Below are 17,484 nucleotides of genomic sequence, written 5' to 3'. Positions count from 1 at the left end.
CGACGATCGGCGCGGCAGCGGGGCGCCGCGTCAGGCGACGGCTGGCGGGGCGCCGCGGGCGGGTACGTCGGTTCGCGGCGTGCCCGTCCGCGTCGCTCTTGCCGCCTACGCGACGCGATTGCCGGCGATGCAGCGCGAGTAGTACGCGAGGCTGCGTTTCGGCAGGCGTTCCTGCGTTGCCGGGTCGACGTGGACCAGCCCGAATTTCTTCGCGAAGCCGCTCGACCATTCCCAGCTGTCCATGCCGGCCCAGCAGAACAGCCCGCCCAGGCGGACGCCCTGCCGATACGCATCGTGCGCGGCGTTCAGATAGCGCGCGAGATAGTCGATGCGCGGGCCGTCGTCGACGAAACCGCCGCTCGGCGCGGGTTCGGCGATCGCGAAGCCGGTCTCGGTGACGAGGATGCGCGGCGCGCCGTAGTCGCGGTGGACGCGCAGCAGCATCTCGGACATCCCGTACGGCTCGACCGGGTAGCCCATCGTCTGGATTTCGTTCGCGGGGCTGGCGGCCAGCGCGAAGCCCGTGCCGCCGGCGCCGGCCTTCACGTAGAAGCAGTTGTAATACTGCACGCCGAGAAAATCCGGGTTCGCGGCGATCGTCGTCATGTCGCCCGGCCGGACGAGCGGCGCCAGCGCCGTCTGCAGCTCGGCCGGATAGCCCTTGCCGTACAGCGGATCGAGAAACGCGCGATGCCAGATCGCATCGAACTGCGCGGCGGCGGCCTGGTCGGCGGCCGAATTCGTCACGGCGAGGACGGGCCGCCCGCTGATCGTCGTGCCGATCTGCGCGGCGCCCCGCACGTTCGCGCGCACGGCCTGGAACATCAATCCCTGCGCGAGATTCTGATGGTGGATCGCGGCGAACATCGCCCCCATCGACTGCGCACGCGGCGGCGATGCGCCGTACGCGTAGCCCGACAGCGCGACGCCGTTCGGTTCGTTCAGCATCATCCAGTGCTTGACGCGATCGCCGACGCGGCGCGCCACGATCTGCGCGTAGTCGGCCAGCCGGTACGCGATGTCGCGGTCGCGGAAATCGCCGGCCCATACGGGGATGTCCCAGTGAAACAACGTCAGGTAAGGCGTGAGATTGCGCGCCAGCATCGCATCGACCATGCGGTCATAGGTGGCAAGGCCTGCTTCGCTCGGCGCGCCGGCGCCGTCCGGCTGCACGCGCGGCCATGCGGTCGAGAAACGGAACGCCTGAACGCCCGCGTTCGCGAGCAGCGACAAGTCGCCCGGGTAGCGTTGCTCGAATTCGATGCAGCGTGCGTTCGTCGAGCCGTCGGCGATCGTGCCGGGCTGGTCGGCGAACACGTCCCAGTTGCTTCGGCCACGGCCGTCTCGGCTTTCGATTTGCGGCGCGGCGGTGGCGACGCCCCACACGAAATCGTTGGCGAAGCGGGCCGATGCGTCCGCGGAGTCGATCGAATCGCCGCCGCAGGCGGACAGCATGCCGCTGCCGAGGGCGGCGGCGCCTTGTGCGAGAAAGCGTCGCCGGCTCTGGAGCGAGAGGGGTTTGATCATGGGTTCGGTCGTTTCGCACGGAATGACGTGCGCATTTTGATTAGGAAAACGATGGAAATGGCATGGAACGAGAAAAGCCTCGCATGCATCGGATCAACGATTGCGCGCGTCACCGATCACCGATGACGCGTGAAGCGACCGATTCGCACGGAATCGATCGTCTCGACGGTCGAGCGGGAACCGGTATCGTTTCGGCTTGCAGGAAATAATAAGGATGTATTGTTTAATTTTTTTGAAAGCCGCTGAAGACCGCGCCGCGCATGCATCGGCCAAAACAACGAGGCCGAGCGCCGTATGACACGGGGCTCGGCCTCGGGCTGCCGGCAGGCAGGGGCTTCACACGCGGCAGCACGGTCGGCGCACCGCGCTGCCTTACTGTCAGACGATCCCTTTCTTGCGCGTCGACAGCGCGGTTTCCGACAGGTCGATCTCGCGAATCAGCTTCGTCAGCGTCTCGTCGGAAATCTTGCTGTCGCCGCGCAGCCGGTACAGGGCCGAGCGTTCCGCGCGCACGGCCGCGATCCGCATCTGCAGCTCCATCGTTTCGGCCTGCTTCGCTTCCGCGCGCGGCGTGGGGCCGTCGTCGGCCAGCGCGGCGAGCCGTCGGCGGTATTGATCCATCACGCGTGCGGAGATGTCCGCGCAGCGCGCCGCGCCCGATTCGTCGAGATCGGTCGAGATCGCGTCGTGCGACGCATCGATCGCGCGGATCGCGGCCTGCGCGGCGGCCGAGCGTGCGATGCGCTCCTCGTCGCCGAGCGGGTTGCGCGACGAGCGCACGCCGCGCAGCAGCAGCGGCAGGCCGATGACCGCGACGATCAGCGAGCCGAGGATCACGGCCGACGCGATGAAGACCGCGGTGTCGCGGCCCGGCAGCGGCGCGCCGTCGGACAGCGCGACCGGGATCGACAGCACGCCGGCGAGCGTGACCGCGCCGCGCACGCCGCCGACCGTCATCACCGCGATCGTGCGCACGCCGGCCATCGTGCCGGCGAGGCCATGGCGCGCGGCGCGGCGGCTCGCGAACCAGCGCAGCAGCCACACCCACAGGAAGCGGATCGCATACAGCGCGAGCATCATCGCGCACACGTTGAAGATCATCCGGCCGACCAGCGCGTCGCTCGTATGGTGCGCGTCGACGAGCGCACGGCCGATGATGTGCGGCAGCTGCAGCCCGAGCATGATGAACACCATGCCGTTGAACACGAACTCGATCAGCGCCCACGTGCTTTCGGCGCGCACGCGTGACGCGACGGTGCTTTTGCGCGAGAAGCTCGTGTAGTTCATCATCATCCCGGCCGACACGGCCGCGAGCACGCCCGACAGGTCGAGGTGCTCGGCGAACAGGTAGGCCGCGAACGGCACCAGCAGCGTCATCACGATGCCGGGCGCCGGGTCGCCTTCCTGCTCGGCATTCAGGAAGCGCGTCGACAGCGCGCTGAACAGCCACGCGACGATCGCGCCCGTCGCGAGCCCGCCGGCCGCGACGATCACGAACGTGACCGACGCGGCGCGCAGCGAGAATACGCCCGTCAGCGCGGCCGCGATCGCGAATTTCAGCGCGACGAGGCCCGACGCGTCGTTCATCAGCGCCTCGCCTTCGAGGATGTGCATCAGTTGCGGCGGAATGCGACCCTTGCCGGCGATCCCGGACAGCGCGACCGCGTCGGTCGGCGACAGCACCGCCGCGAGCGCGAACGCGATCGGCAGCGGCAACTCGGGAATCAGCCAATGCGCGAAGTAGCCGACTGCGAGTACCGTCATGAACACGAGCCCGAACGCGAGCATCAGGATCGCGCGGCGCTGCAGGTAAAGCTCGCGTTTCGGAATCCGCCAGCCGTCCGCGAACAGCAGCGGCGGAATGAACAGCAGCATGAAGATCTCGGGGTCGAACGTGACGTGCAGGTTCAGCTTCGGCCACGCGAGCATCGCGCCGAACGCGATCTGCATCAGCGGCAGCGGCAGTTGCAACGGCAGGAGACGCGTGACGGCGCCGGACAGCGCGACGGTCAGCAGCAGGATGAGGACTGTGAAAACGATTTCCATCGAGACGGCGAATAACGCGGAATGAAACGATCGTACGGAGTGTAGCGTGCCGGCGTAACGGGTGCGCTCGAGTGGCCGGTGCGTGCGCACGGGAATGGTGCGTCGAACACGCGCCACGGTGGTGCGGCGGCCCGGCACAGCCGCATGGCGCACGGGTTGTCGGCACCTCGCACGGAGCTTGCTTGAGGGAGAGCAGCCGCCCGGCTTGCGCCGGGTCACCGAGGGTCCAACCAATGACATGGCGCGCCGTCCCGTTCGTTGTTTTCGCCGGACGCCGGACGTCGCGTTCGACTGCATCACCAGGAGGAAGGCATGACGATCGTGCAACAGGAGCGTCCGGCCGCCGCGTCGCCGTACCGGTTCGAGCGGGAGATGAGCTCGGGCTTGGAACGGCTGGCGACGCAGCACCGCGACCTGACGCTCACGACCGTGTTCCAGCCGATATTCAGCCTGTCGCACCAGCGTGCGGTGGGCTACGAGGCGCTGCTGCGCGCACACGATGCGCTCGACCGCCCCGTGTCGCCGCTCGACGTGTTCGGCGAAGCCGCGCGCCGGGACGAACTGCTCCAGCTCGACCGGCTCGCGCAGGCGCTGCATCTGGAGAACTTCGCGCTGCTCGGCGCGGAGCGCGAGTGGCTGTTTCTCAACGTCCATCCGGGCGTGCTCACCGATCCGTTCCAGGCGGCCGCGCTGCTCGCGAACCTGAAACGGCTCGGCATGCCGCCGCGGCGCATCGTGCTCGAAGTGCTCGAACAGCGCGCGGAGGACGTCGAGCGGCTCGCGGAGGCCGTGCGCGAGTTTCGCACGCACGGCTTCCTGATCGCGCTCGACGATTTCGGCGCGGGTCACTCGAACCTCGAACGGATCTGGCAGCTGAACCCGGACATCGTGAAGCTCGACCGGATCATGCTGTCGCACGCGGCGCACCGCACGGGGCTCACCGCGATCCTGCACGGGCTCGTGACGCTGCTGCACGAGGCCGGCAAGCTGGTGCTCGTCGAAGGGATCGAGACCGAGCACGAAGCGCAGATCGCGCTGTCGTGCGAGGCCGATTTCGTGCAGGGCTACTACTTCGGCCGCCCGGCGCCGGGGCTGCCCGACAGCGCGGCCGCGACCGGCTGCATCGGCGAGCTGACCGAGCGCTTTCGTCAGCAGACCGAAGCGCGCGAGCGGCGCGACGCGCAGCGGCTCGCCCCGTACCTGCGCGCGTTCGAACGGGCGGCCGAGCGCCTCGCGGGCGGCGAGCCGCTCGACGAGGTGTGCTGGAACTTCCTCGCGCTGGACGCGGCCGCACGCTGCTTCCTGCTCGACGCGCAGGGCCGGCAGTCGGGCCGCAACGTCGTGCTGCGCGCCGATCGCGCGCTCGCCGAGGCGCGCTTTTCGCCGCTGGCGGACGCGCAGGGTGCGAACTGGCTGCGCCGGCCGTATTTCCGCTCGGCGATCGCCGAACCGGGGCGCGTGCAGGTCACGCGGCCGTACCTGTCGATCAACGAGGCGCAGCCGTGCGTGACGCTGTCGGTGGCCGTGCGCGTCGGCGATGCGCAGCGCGTGCTGTGCGGCGATATCGACTGGATCGACGAGGACGCGCAAGCGGCGTAGCGGCACACGGTCGGGATGCGGCGACCGACGGCGCGGGGGCGGCCGTTGCGTTCGCCGCGCGCTTCCCCGACAATGGCGCGACCGCGGCCGTCGTGACCGCGCGCGCCGTCCCGGGGGCCACCATGGCGGCGAATATAAAAGGAAAACGCCATGAAGCGACCGATTTCGCTGACCATCCTCGCGTGGATCATCATCGTGACCAACGCGATCACCTGCGTCTATACGCCGTTCTCGATCGGCATGCCGACCACCCAGGCGCTGATGTCGCACTACCTGCTGCCCGTGTGGGCGACGTTCGGCATCAGCATGATCGTCGAGGCCGCGAATGTCGTGATCGGCATCGCGATCCTCAAGGGGCGCGAATGGTCGCGCAACGCCTATATCGTGACGTTCGTGTTCGGCATCGCGTTCTCGTTGATCAACATGCCGGCGTCGATGCTCGCAGTGCTGATCCCGGGCGTTCTGCTGTTCGCGGTGTTCGTCTACCTGCTGTTCCGGCGCCCGGCGACCGCGTATTTCCGGCAGGCCGTTGCGTGAGCGTCGTGCGCAACGCGCTGGCGATCGTGCTGTTCTCGATCGCCGGCTTCTGCGTGATCGCCGCGCAGATGATCGCGTTCATGAAGGTCGGTCAGGCGGGCGCGACGACCGTATTCGTCGCCGTGCTGTTCGCGGTGTCGGCCGTGCTGCTCGCCGCGGGCATGTTTGCCGGCGCATTCCGGCCGCGTGCGCGCGGCGCGGGCATCGTGCTGCTCGTCGCGGCCGCGACCACCGCCTTCGGGATGATCGGCTGGGGGATGCTCGTGCTCACGCCGGCGATCGTCGACGTGATGCAACAGCAGGGCGCGTACTTCAACGCGCGCATGTTCCGGTTCGTACCCGGCACCGCCGTCACGGCGTTGTCCGCGCTCGTCGGCGTCTGGCTCGTGCGGCGCGGCTGACGTACCGGGCTGAAATGCGCGGCTGAAGTCTGCGGCGGCCGGCACGCTGGCGTCCGTCACGCGGCTCGGCTAGGATGCGCGAATTGTCCAGACGATTCGCGGGCCGCCCATGAACCGACATGCCGCTTCTCCCATTCTCCTCGAAGTGATCGCCACGACCGTCGGCGATGCGAAGGTCGCCGCCCGCGCGGGCGCCGACCGCCTCGAACTCGTGACCGCGATCACCGAAGGCGGGCTGACGCCGAGCGTCGGCCTGATCGAGGCCGTCGTGGCCGCCGTGCCGATTCCCGTCAACGTGATCGTGCGTCCGCACAGCCGCTCGTTCGTCTATGACGCCGACGACCTGCGCGTGATCGAGCGCGACGTGCGCGCGGCAGTCGCGGCCGGCGCGAACGGCGTCGTGTTCGGCGCGCTCGATCCGCGCGGCGACGTCGATCTCGGCGCGCTCGCCCGGATCGCGGCCGCCGCCGACGGGCGCGCGCTCACGTTCCACCGCGCGTTCGACGTCGCGCGCGATCTGAACGCCGCGTTCGACGCGCTGCTGCGCGTGCCGGCCGTCACGTCCGTGCTGACGTCGGGTGGCCATCCGTCGGTGCTCGACGCGGTCGCGACGATCACGCGGCTCGTGCGGCAGGCGGCGGGCACGACCTGCACGGTGCTGGCCGGCTCCGGGCTCACGATCGACGCGGTCGGCGATTTCGTGCGCGCGACCGGCGTGCGCGCGGTGCATTTCGGTTCGGGCGTGCGGCCGCGCGGCGAGGTGCTGGCGCCCGTCGACGCGCTGCACGTCGAGCGCGTGCGCGCGGCGCTCGACGGCGCGGCGTCGCACGTGTAAGCGTATGCCGAAGCTGCGTGTTGGCGCGTCGAGAAGACCGTCGATGCATGGCGCGCAGCGCGACCCGATGCAGACGATCGGATGAAAAAAAGCCGGGGCGCGCCCCGGCTTTTCGTTGGCGGGCGCGGCGCGCCGGCCGTTGCCGCTTACGCGTTGTCCGCCAGCGCGTCGGCCTGGCTCGCGCGGATGCCGAGGCGCTCGAACAGCGCGCGGTCGCGCTGCGTCTGCGGGTTGCTCGTCGTCAGCAGCTGATCGCCGTAGAACATCGAGTTCGCGCCCGCGAGGAAGCACATCGCCTGCATCGCGTCGTCGAGCTGCTCGCGGCCGGCCGACAGGCGCACGACGGCCTTCGGCATCGTGATGCGCGCGACCGCGATCGTGCGCACGAACTCGAACGGGTCGAGCGGCGCGGTGCCTTCGAGCGGCGTGCCCTCGATCGCGACGAGGTTGTTGATCGGCACCGATTCCGGATACGGGTTCAGGTTCGCGAGCTGCGAGATCAGGCCCGCGCGTTCGCGACGCGATTCGCCCATCCCGATGATGCCGCCGCAGCACACGTTGATGCCCGCGTCGCGCACGCGGTCGAGCGTGTCGAGGCGATCCTGGTACGTGCGCGTCGAGATCACCTGGCCGTAGAACTCCGGCGACGTGTCGAGGTTGTGGTTGTAGTAGTCGAGGCCGGCGTCGGCGAGCTGCCGAGCCTGTTCGTCCTCGAGCATGCCGAGCGTCATGCAGGTCTCGAGGCCGAGCTCCTTCACGCCGCGCACCATCTCGGTCAGCGCCGGCATGTGGCGCTCCTTCGGATTGCGCCACGCGGCGCCCATGCAGAAGCGGCTCGCGCCGTTCGCTTTCGCCGCGCGCGCGGCGTCGAGCACCGTGTCGACGTCCATCAGCTTCTCGGCCTTCAGGCCCGTGTCGTGATGCGACGACTGCGAGCAGTAGCCGCAATCTTCCTCGCAGCCGCCCGTCTTGATCGACAGCAGCGTCGACAGCTGCACCGCGTTCGCGTCGAAGTGCTCGCGGTGCACCTGCTGCGCGCGGAACATCAGGTCGTTGAACGGCAGCGCGAACAGCGCGACGACGTCGGCGACGCGCCAGCGCTGCGGGGCCGGCGCAGCCACGGGAATCGCGTCGGGTTGCACGGTGGCGGTCTGGGCTTGGGTCATTTCGTTTTCCTGTCCTGGCGGGATGGGGGATCGGTTGGGTCAAGGCCGCGCGGTGCGCAGCGACTCGACGAGCGCGGCGATGTCGAGCATCGCCGCGGCGGATTCGGGGGCGGCCGGCGTCATGTGCGCGATGCGGCCGATGAGCGGCGCGCGGTGCTCGCGCGCGAGCCAGTCGCGAATCGTCGCGACGTTCTCGTCGGCGAACGACATGGCCGGGTCGACATGGTTCGCGACCCAGCCCGCGAGCGCGAGGCCGCGCTGGCGAATCGCATCGGCCGTCAGCAACGCGTGGCTGATGCAGCCGAGCCGGACGCCGACGACGAGCACGACGGGCAGGCCGAGCGCGACCGCGAGATCGGCGGTGTCCTGCGTGTCGTTCAGCGGCACGCGAAAGCCGCCGACGCCTTCGACGACGACGACGTCCGCGCGCGTCAGCGCTTCGCGATGGCACGCGACGATCGTGTCGAGGTCGAGCGTCACGCCTTCCTGCGCGGCGACGATATGCGGCGCGGCCGGCGCCTTCAGCAGGAACGGCGTGCGCAGCTCGGGCGGCAGCACGACGTTCGCGGCCGCGTCGAGCTGGTCCGCGTCCTCGTTGCGCCACACGCCGTCGCGTTCGTACGCGCCGGCCGCGACCGGCTTCAGCGCGGCCGCGCGCAGGCCATACCGTGCGAAGCCGTGCAGCATCGCGGCCGACACGAAGGTCTTGCCGATTTCGGTGTCGGTGCCGGTGACGAAGACGGACAGCGGGGCGGCGGTCATGCCGCGGCCTCCTCGCTGGCCTGGATCAACGCGGCTTCGAGCCGAGCAAGATCGTCGAACGAATGCGCGGCCGACAGCGACACGCGCAGCCGCGACGTGCCGGCCGGCACCGTCGGCGGCCGGATCGCCGGCACCCACAGGCCGTGCGCGTCGAGCGCGCGCATCGCCGCGAGCGTCGCGTCGTTGCTGCCGACCACGAGCGGCTGCACGGCCGTGTGCGAATCGACCGGCTGCCAGCGCGTATTGCGCAGCAGCGCGCGCGTGCGGCCGATCAGCGCGGCGAGGTGCGCGCGGCGCGCGTCGCCTTCGTCGCCCGCGATCACCTTCAGGCTTGCCGATACCGCATGCGCGACGGCCGGCGGCGCGGCCGTCGTGAAGATGTAGCTGCGCGCGCGCTGGATCAGCCATTCGATCACGGTCTCATGCGCAATCACGAACGCGCCTGCGACACCGGCCGCCTTGCCGAGCGTGCCGACGTACACCAGATGCGGCGAACGCAGCGCGGCGGCCGCGAGCGCGCCGCGACCCTGCGGGCCGAGCACGCCGAAGCCGTGTGCGTCGTCGACGACGAGCCACGCGCCGTGGCGCTCGGCCAGCGCGACAAGCTCGGCGAGCGGCGCGAGGTCGCCGTCCATGCTGAATACGGTGTCGCTGACGATCAGCTTCGTTTCCGCATCCGATGCGTCGAGCAGCGCGGCGAGCGCGGCCATGTCCGCATGCGGATAGACCTGCACGTTCGCGCGCGACAGCCGCATGCCGTCGATCAGCGACGCGTGGTTCAGTGCGTCGGAGAAGATCGTCGCGCCCTTGCCGGCCAACGCCGTCATCGCCGCGAGGTTCGCCATGTAGCCGGTGCTGAAGTACAGCGCGCGCGGCGCATCGGAGAAGCCGCCCGCGAAGCCCGCGAGTTCGTCTTCCAGTTTGGCGTGCGCGCGCGAATGGCCGCCGAGCAGGTGCGAGCCGCCGCTGCCGGAGCCGTAGCGCTGCGCGCCTTCCGCGAACGCGGCGACGAGCGCCGGATGCGCGGCGAGGCCGAGGTAGTCGTTGCTCGCGAAGCCGACGATCTCGCGGCCGTTCACGGTCATGCGTGCGTCGCACGCGGTGTCGGCGATGCGGCGCACGCGGCGCAGCCCTTGCGCGTCGAGGTCGGCGAGGCCGCGTTGCAGGGTGTCGAGCAGGCTCATCGGCCGAGATCCTCCAGCGTCGCGTCGAGCGTGTCGCGCGTGTGCTGTGCGAGCCACGCGATGTCGTCGTCATTCATCACGTACGGCGGCATCAGGTACACGGTCGTGCCGATCGGGCGCAGCAGCAGCTCGCGTTCGAGCGCGTGTTCGAAGAAGCGCCGCGAGAAGCCGCGCGCCGCGTCGCCGTCGAGCGCGACGTCGAACGCGAACAGCGTGCCGCGCTCGCGCAGATGGCGCACTTGGCGGTGCGCGTCGAGCGGCGCGAGCGCCGCGCGCAGCATCGACGATTTGCGGACGTTGCTCGCGAGCACGTCGTCGCGCGCGAACAGGTCGAGCGTCGCGACTGCAGCGCGGCACGCGAGCGGATTGCCGGTGTACGAATGCGAGTGCAGGAAGCCGCGCGTCGTGTCGTCGTCGTAGAACGCCGCGAACACGTCGTCGCGCGTGAGCACCAGCGACAGCGGCAGGTAGCCGCCGCTGATCCCTTTCGACAGGCACATGAAATCGGGCCAGACGCCGGCCTGCTCGCACGCGAAGAAGGTGCCGGTGCGCCCGCAGCCGACCGCGATCTCGTCGGCGATCAGGTGCACGCCGAATTCGTCGCACAGCGCGCGCAGCCCGCGCACGTACGACGGATCGTGCATCGCCATGCCGGCCGCGCACTGCACGAGCGGCTCGACGATCAGCGCGGCGATCCGGTCGCCGCGTTCGGCGAACAGGCGCCGCACGTCCGCGAGCGCGCGGCCCGCGACGTCGGCGGCCGTCTCGCCCGGCAGCGCGCCGCGCGCGTCGGGCGACGCGACCACGTGCGCGTGGCGGATCAGCGGGTCGTACGCATCCTTGAACAGCGCGACGTCGGTCACGCCGAGCGCGCCGATCGTCTCGCCGTGATAGCTGTTCGCGACGCAGACGAATTCCTGCTTGTTCGCGCGGCCGCGGTTGCGCCACGCGTGGAAGCTCATCTTCAGCGCGATCTCGACCGCCGACGCGCCGTCCGACGCGAAGAACGCATGACCCAGCGTGCGCGCGGTCAGCGCATGCAGGCGTTCGGCGAGCTCGATCGCCGGTTCGTGCGTGCAGCCGGCGAGCATCGCGTGCTCGAGCGTGTCGAGCTGGTCCTTCAGCGCCGCGTTGATGTCCGGGTTCGCATGGCCGAACAGGTTGACCCACCACGAGCTGATCGCGTCGAAGTAACGGCGGCCGTCACGGTCGACCAGCCACAGGCCCGCGCCGCGCGCGACGGGGACGAGCGGCAGGCGCTCGTGATGCTTCATCTGGGTGCAGGGATGCCAGACCGCGCGCAGGCTGCGCGCGACCCAGTCGTCGGTGGCTGGCGTACTCAAGGCGACTCCGGGGGTAAAACGACCGCGCGGCATCGACGGGATGCCGCGCGGCGGGATACGAAACGCGCAGAGATTAGCGTGTTCCGCCGCGCGTTGCACTAGCGGTTACAAACGCCGCACAGCCTTGCTGGGCGGGAGTTCGACGCAGTTCGGAGGGGCTCGGAACGGAACGCGGCGGATCGGGCGAAATGCGCGCAGATGACGACGTTCGAGTGACGCCCCCGACAGAAAAAATCGCAGGGCGCGGGGCGGCCGGGTGGCGAAATATGGGGAACGATGATGGTGCGGGTTTGGCGGCGACGAGGGGCGGTCTTGCTTCGTGCATCGTCAGATCGACAGGGGCGCGGAAGGCCCGGACGGCTGGACGAGATCTGGCGCGAATTCAAGTCGATTGCTCGTAAAAACGAGCATTACGCGGCGCGTGCTCGATTTGACGAGCATGCGGCGGAGCACCGCGATGATCTTGAATCGACGGTGCGCAAAGGGGAAGCGAGAGGAACGACAGCCGAGCGTCAGCGCGAAGCCAGCGCGCGCGTATCGGTATCGCGGGTGCGATCGTCGCCGTTGTCGGCCGTCTGTGTCGTGTTGGCGTTCCACACGACGCGGTCGTTGACCGCATACAGCCGGCACGCGCCGGCGCCTTGCTTCGCGCAGTTGTCGAGCGCGAGCGCCATCGGGTCGTCGCCGCCTTCGGCCCACGACCACGCGCCTTCCGACGACACCGCGAACGCGCGGCTCGGATGCTGGTTCAGGAAGCGGCGATAGCCTTCGCGGCCGGCTTCGTCGACGTACGGCACCGCGTTGACCGCATCGATCGACGCGTAGCCGGTGGCCTTCGGCTCGTGCGGGTCCGCGACCGCATAGCGCACCGCGGTCGGCAGGTTCAGTTCGGCGAGGAATGCGTTCACGGCCGGCCACCACACGGGCACGCCGTCGCGATCGACGATCAGCCGGTGCGCATCGTCCTTGTAGCGGCCGAAATCGATGAAGCGGGCCTGCGTGCCGTGCGACACGTACGCATCGTGCATCTGCGCGACCAGCGCGGGCGTCCACACCGAATCGTTGTCGCCGTACAGCCACAGCGACCGCACGGCCGTATGCGCGCCGTAGTGGTCGAACGCGTCGACGAGGTTGCGCTGCCAGCCGTCGCACAGGTCCTGGCGCAGCCCGCCGGAGAAGTTGATGATGCCGCGCACGCCGGCCGCGGCTTCGGTGCCGTACGCGACCGACGCGAGCCCGCCGTGCGACGTGCCGGCGACGACGATGCGCGACGCATCGACGTACGGCTGGCGCGACATGTAGCGCACCGTCGCATCGACGTCGGCGGCCTGCGCGAGGCCGTTCTTGCCGACGTTGCAGCCTTCCTGCTGGTACGTCCCGTCGGAACCGGCGAAGCCCTGGCGATTCGGCGCGATCACCGCATAGCCGCGGCGCACGAATTCGCGCGCGAACGCGAGCGGCCGGCTGCGCGGCTGCAGATGGAGATCGCCGGTATTTTTGCCGTGGTTGAAGACGACGAGCGGGAACGGGCCGGGGCCGTTCGGCTTGAACAGCGTAGCCTCGAGCGTGATGGCGCCCGACGCATCGGCCGGAATGCGAAGGATCTGCTCGTTGAGATCGGCGGCGACCTGCGGCAGGTTCGAGTCGGCGTAGTCGAAATGCTCGGCATGCGCGAGCGACCCGCTGGCGCCCGCACCCGTAATGGCGCTCGGCAGCGTACCGGCCTGAGCGGCCGACAGCGCACACGCCGCCATCCATCCCACCAATACCTTGCTGAACGCCATCCGTAAGCCCTGCCATGCAACATGACCAAGTCGAGCCCATCGTAGCCCGACAAAATCAGGTTGTGCAATGCGGGAATTACCCGGCGTCTGACATGGCAACTATTTGTCAGCGTTCACTTACTTCGCCGTCGACATAGCGCCAGAATCCCTGCTCGTCGCGCTCGAAACGGCTCGTCTCGTGCAGCCGGTAAGCGCGTCCGCCGACCTTGTAGCGCGCCACGAATTCGACCTCCGCGTGCCGGTCGTCGAGCGGTACGTGCCGTTTGACCGCGAGGCCGAGCCAGCGCGGCGCGTCCGGCGCGTCAGGGTCGGTGTCGAGATCGGGCGGGCAGGTGCGCGCGGCCCACGTCGCGCGCAGGTAATCGGTCGCGCCGAGCACGTACGCGCTGTACCGCGAGCGCATCAATTCGAGTGCGGTCGGGGCGGCTTCGGCGCCGTCGATGAAGCGGCCGCAGCAGGCCGCGTAGCGCGGGGCCGGCGCGTTGCCGGCGGGCGCGGGGGATGCGCCGCCGCACGGGCACGCGTCAGGTCGGTTCGAAATCATGCGCAATGTGAATTAACAACGCCCGGTTGCCGGCGCGGCTCACCAGCTGAGCTCGATGCCGTCGTACTGGAAGAACCGGCCGTTCGCCTGCGACACGTCCGAACCGGATTCGGCGATCACGCGACGCATGCCGGTCACGCTCGTTTCCGGATCGATCGCGGCCTGCGCGCCGCCCATGTCGGTGCGCACCCAGCCGGGATGCAGCGCAATGCATGCGGCATGGCGCGTCTGCAGCGACGCGATGCGCAGCGCGTCGTTCAGCGCGGCCTTGCTCGCGCGGTACAGCCAGCCGGTCGTGCCGGTCGCCTCGGCGATGCTGCCCATCCGGCTCGACACGACGGCCAGCACGCCGCGCGCGTCCTCGACGAGCGGCAGCAGGATCGGCAGCAACTGCATCGGCCCGCGCACGTTCGTATGCATCACCGCGTCGAAATCCTCGGCGGTGATCGTCTCGACGCCTTCGGTGCGCGGCCCGTACACGCCCGACACGAGCACGGCCGCATCGAGCCGCTCGCCGTCGAGCTTCCAGCCGAGCGCCGCGATCTGCGCGGGCTGCGCGATATCGAGCGCATGCGGCTGCGCGCCCAGCGCACGCAACGCATCGAGCGACGCCGCGTCGCGCGCGGTGGCGATCACGTTCCAGCCGTCGCGCCGGTATTGCCGGACGAATTCGCGGCCGAGGCCGCGCGATGCGCCGACGATCAATACGGTTTTCATGCCGTCGCTCCTTGGGTAGGCGCCGCCGAGGCAGTGCCGGTGTCAGATTCGTTCGATGCGCGCCGCGCCCGCGTGGCAGCCGCCGTCAGGCGACTGGCGCGTCACTGCACGTTACTGCGCGTCGTCGCACGGCTTCAGCGTGGCGGCGACCGCCTGCGCGACGTCTTCGAGCCGTGCCGCGTCCGCCGCGACCATGTCGTTGTCCGGCGCGTGCTGGCCGCGTGCGGTCAGCGCCGCCACGCAGCGCTTGTAGGTGGCGTCGAGCGCGTCGAAGTTCGACACGGACATCCCGAGGTTGCGCATCCGGCCGTCGTGCACGCCGTACACGAGCCCGTGCACGGTGAGCGACTGGCCGCGCGCCCACGCGTCGTTGACGATCGTCGTGCGGCACACGTTGACGACCTGTTCGATCGAATTGAGCTCGATCAGGCGGCGATACCGCGCTTCGCCGACCGGCCATTCGTCGAGCAGCGCCGCATGGCGTTCGCGCACGTCCTGCACGTGATGCAGCCAGTTGTCCGCGAGGCCGACCCGGCGGTTGTGCAGCGCCGCGTTCACGCCCGAGCAGCCGTAGTGGCCGACGACCATGATGTGCTTCACGCGCAGGATGTCGACCGCGAACTGGATCACCGACAGGCAGTTCAGGTCGCTGTGCACGACCACGTTCGCGATGTTGCGGTGCACGAACACTTCACCCGGCGGCAGGCCGATGATCTGGTTCGCCGGCACGCGCGAATCGGAGCAGCCGATCCATAGATATTCCGGCGCCTGCTGGTCGGCGAGCCGTGCGAAGAAATCGGGATCGTCGGCGAGCTGGCGCTTGACCCAGGCATCGTTATTGTCGAACAGATGTGAAAGCGGATTGTCTTGGGTAGTCATCGGTGTGGATTCCGTTGGCGGAAATCAAGTCGATATCGGATCGGGTGTTGCCGGCGTCAGGCGGCGCGCTGCGCGTCGCCTGCGCCGTCGTTGCGGCCCGTCGCGTCGAAGCGCGCGGGGTAGCGCACGCTGAAGCGCAGGGCCGTGTCGTACGGATAAAAATCGGGCAATTCGCCCTGCATCAGCTTGTCCTTGCTCGCCTGCCACAGCACGGGATCGAAAAAGTCCGCGTGATGCTTCATGAAGACGTCGCGCACGCGCGGGTCGCCGAGCAGGAACGGTCCGTAGGTCTCCGGAAAGATGTCGTGCGGGCCGACGGTATACCACGGTTCGCCGGACAGTTCGTCCTCCTCGTTGCGCGGCGGCGGCACGCGTCGCACGTTGCAGTCGGTCAGGTACTCGATCTCGTCGTAGTCGTAGAACACGACGCGGCCGTGGCGCGTGACGCCGAAGTTCTTGTACAGCATGTCGCCGGGGAAGATGTTCGCCTTCATCAGCTCCTTCACCGCGTTGCCGTATTCCTTCACGCCGTGCTCGACGTCCGCGTCGCTGCCGTTCTGCAGATACAGGTTCAGCGGCGTCATCCGGCGCTCGATGTACAGGTGCTCGATCACGAGCTTGTCGTCCTCGTACTCGAGCAGCGACGGCACTTCCTTCTCGAGTTCGCGCACGAGCGCATGATCGAGCCGCGCGAGCGGCAGCGCGACGCTCGAATACTCGAGCGTGTCGGCCATCCGCCCGAGGCGGTCGTGGCGCTTCACGAGCTGGTACTTCTCCATGATCTGCGCGCGCGTCGTTTCCTTCGGCGGCGGGAAGTGATCCTTGATGATCTTGAACACGTACGGGAACGACGGCAGCGTGAACACGAGCATCACGAGGCCCTTGATCCCGGGCGCGATGATGAAGCGGTCGCTCGAATGCGACAGGTGGTGCAGCAGGTCGCGGTAGAACAGGTTCTTGCCCTGCTTCTGCAGCCCGACCGACGTGTAGATCTCGGCCTTCGGCTTGCCCGGCATGATCGTGCAGAGAAAATCCACGTACGCGGACGGCACGCCCATGTCGACGAGGAAGTACGAATGCGAGAAGCTAAAGATGATCTGCAGCAGGTCGCGGCGCAGCAGCACGGTGTCGAGCGCGAGCACGCCCGGGCGCACGTGGCGGATCGGCACCGCGAACGGCAGCACGCGGTCGGCGTTGATGATGCGGCCGACGATGTACGCGCTCTTGTTGCGGAAGAACAGCGACGACAGCACGTGGATCTGGAAATTCGGCGCTTCGTCGAAGCGGCCGAATTCGTCGTCGATCGCCTGCATCACGCAGCCGATGTCGCGCGAGAGATCCTCGAACGCCGGCTCGAGCTGGAAGTTCGTGACGATGCGCTCGAGCGTGACCGCGAGCCCGTCGGTGCCCGGATAGTACGCGCGGTAGGTCGGCTTCGCGGCCGGCTCGTCGTTCTCCAGATACTCGGTCGAGATCGCCGGGCGCACGAAGATGAAATCGTTGCTGAAATACGAGCGGTGCAGGATCTTGCAGCACACCGAATTGAAGAAGGTTTCCGCGCACTCGGGCTGGCGGTGCGACGTGAGCAGCCCGATGTAGTGCAGCTTGATCTGCTGCCACACTTCGTCGTCGATGTTCTCCGCGTCGTATTCGTCTTCCAGCACCTCGACGCATTCCTTCACGCGGTCGTCGTACGACGTGATCCGCTCGCGCGCGAGCCGCTGCAGCCCGTGCCAGTCGCCGCGCTCGAACAGCGTCTTCGCATCGACCGCCGCTTCGCGGAAGATCCGGTAATGGCGATCGAAGTATTCGAGCATCGTCTGCGCGACGTCGAAACCGATCTGCGACGACAGCAGTTTGGGGAAGTGATTCATCGCGTGCAGGCTCGTTCAAGGGGCTGTAAGCACCCGCCATTTTAGCGCCCAAGTCGGCGTTTCAATGACTTTCGGGGTGACGCGCGAGCGGCCGTCAATCGGCGTGTTGTTCGCCGTTGGGCGCCGTTCGGTGCATCTTCGCGTAAAGATACGGGTACGGAGCCGATTCTGACACGAACTTTTTTGCGGCGGGCCGGCGGTCGTCGAGAACCTGTTTCGCGCGACGGCGATAGAATCGACGCACCGCCCGCCGCGCCTGCCGCCGGCGCGCATTCGCACCGATAAC

Annotated in this window: 15 protein-coding genes; 4 read left to right on the top strand and 11 right to left on the bottom strand. The window is 68.7% G+C overall.

Features of this window, described 5'->3' with window-relative positions; genetic code table 11:
• Positions 1-105: 105 nt before the first annotated feature.
• A complete protein-coding gene (locus J8I35_RS20030; protein ID WP_209926705.1) occupies positions 106-1,527 on the bottom strand; it encodes a family 1 glycosylhydrolase in 1,422 nt (473 codons plus the stop codon).
• Between the two features lie 378 nt (positions 1,528-1,905).
• On the bottom strand, positions 1,906-3,573 hold the full coding sequence (locus tag J8I35_RS20025) for a Na+/H+ antiporter (RefSeq protein WP_050014333.1): 1,668 nt from the start codon (positions 3,571-3,573) through the stop codon (positions 1,906-1,908).
• A 312-nt stretch (positions 3,574-3,885) separates the two neighbouring features.
• On the opposite strand from J8I35_RS20025, the gene J8I35_RS20020 reads away from it, so the two are divergent.
• From J8I35_RS20020 to J8I35_RS20005, 4 genes are all read left to right on the top strand, one after another.
• Complete coding sequence (locus tag J8I35_RS20020) at positions 3,886-5,172, top strand: EAL domain-containing protein (protein ID WP_124557498.1); 1,287 nt, start codon at positions 3,886-3,888, stop codon at positions 5,170-5,172.
• A 150-nt stretch (positions 5,173-5,322) separates the two neighbouring features.
• Positions 5,323-5,709 (top strand): hypothetical protein, encoded by a 387-nt coding sequence (locus tag J8I35_RS20015; protein WP_050014335.1) that lies wholly within the window; start codon positions 5,323-5,325, stop codon positions 5,707-5,709.
• Positions 5,706-6,110: a hypothetical protein gene (locus J8I35_RS20010; RefSeq protein WP_209926704.1), complete on the top strand. Its 405-nt coding sequence runs from the start codon at positions 5,706-5,708 to the stop codon at positions 6,108-6,110. Before J8I35_RS20015 ends, J8I35_RS20010 begins: the two co-directional genes overlap by 4 nt.
• Positions 6,111-6,219: 109 nt before the next feature.
• Complete coding sequence (locus tag J8I35_RS20005) at positions 6,220-6,945, top strand: copper homeostasis protein CutC (RefSeq protein ID WP_124593463.1); 726 nt, start codon at positions 6,220-6,222, stop codon at positions 6,943-6,945.
• Between the two features lie 146 nt (positions 6,946-7,091).
• Here J8I35_RS20005 and bioB read toward each other — a convergent pair whose 3' ends face one another.
• The 9 genes from bioB to aceK form a co-directional block, all read right to left on the bottom strand.
• Entirely contained in the window at positions 7,092-8,111 is a 1,020-nt protein-coding gene (gene bioB, locus J8I35_RS20000; RefSeq protein WP_089488864.1) for a biotin synthase BioB, read from the bottom strand.
• 39 nt (positions 8,112-8,150) lie between these two features.
• Positions 8,151-8,873: a dethiobiotin synthase gene (gene bioD / locus J8I35_RS19995; protein ID WP_209926701.1), complete on the bottom strand. Its 723-nt coding sequence runs from the start codon at positions 8,871-8,873 to the stop codon at positions 8,151-8,153.
• Complete coding sequence (gene bioF / locus J8I35_RS19990) at positions 8,870-10,057, bottom strand: 8-amino-7-oxononanoate synthase (RefSeq protein WP_209926699.1); 1,188 nt, start codon at positions 10,055-10,057, stop codon at positions 8,870-8,872. The genes bioD and bioF overlap by 4 nt, the downstream gene beginning before the upstream one ends.
• Positions 10,054-11,400 (bottom strand): adenosylmethionine--8-amino-7-oxononanoate transaminase, encoded by a 1,347-nt coding sequence (gene bioA, locus J8I35_RS19985; RefSeq protein WP_209926697.1) that lies wholly within the window; start codon positions 11,398-11,400, stop codon positions 10,054-10,056. Before bioA ends, bioF begins: the two co-directional genes overlap by 4 nt.
• Before the next feature lie 512 nt (positions 11,401-11,912).
• Entirely contained in the window at positions 11,913-13,184 is a 1,272-nt protein-coding gene (locus tag J8I35_RS19980; protein WP_209926695.1) for a CocE/NonD family hydrolase, read from the bottom strand.
• Positions 13,185-13,290: 106 nt separating this feature from the next.
• Positions 13,291-13,728, bottom strand: a complete 438-nt coding sequence (locus J8I35_RS19975) for a YchJ family protein (protein ID WP_209926693.1) — start codon at positions 13,726-13,728, stop codon at positions 13,291-13,293.
• Positions 13,729-13,767: 39 nt separating this feature from the next.
• Entirely contained in the window at positions 13,768-14,445 is a 678-nt protein-coding gene (locus tag J8I35_RS19970) for an SDR family oxidoreductase (RefSeq protein WP_050017786.1), read from the bottom strand.
• Positions 14,446-14,556: 111 nt separating this feature from the next.
• Positions 14,557-15,324, bottom strand: coding sequence for a carbonate dehydratase (gene can / locus J8I35_RS19965; protein WP_050017787.1), 768 nt, complete (start codon positions 15,322-15,324; stop codon positions 14,557-14,559).
• Between the two features lie 56 nt (positions 15,325-15,380).
• Positions 15,381-17,198 carry a bifunctional isocitrate dehydrogenase kinase/phosphatase gene (gene aceK, locus J8I35_RS19960; protein ID WP_050017788.1) on the bottom strand — a complete coding sequence of 606 codons (1,818 nt, stop codon included), beginning with the start codon at positions 17,196-17,198 and terminating at the stop codon, positions 15,381-15,383.
• Positions 17,199-17,484 lie beyond the last annotated feature (286 nt).

It is taken from the genome of Burkholderia sp. CpTa8-5, assembly GCF_017815045.1.
Taxonomy (GTDB): domain Bacteria; phylum Pseudomonadota; class Gammaproteobacteria; order Burkholderiales; family Burkholderiaceae; genus Burkholderia; species Burkholderia sola.
The sequence above is the reverse complement of the archived record's forward strand: the minus strand, read 5'-3'. Positions and strand labels throughout refer to the sequence as shown.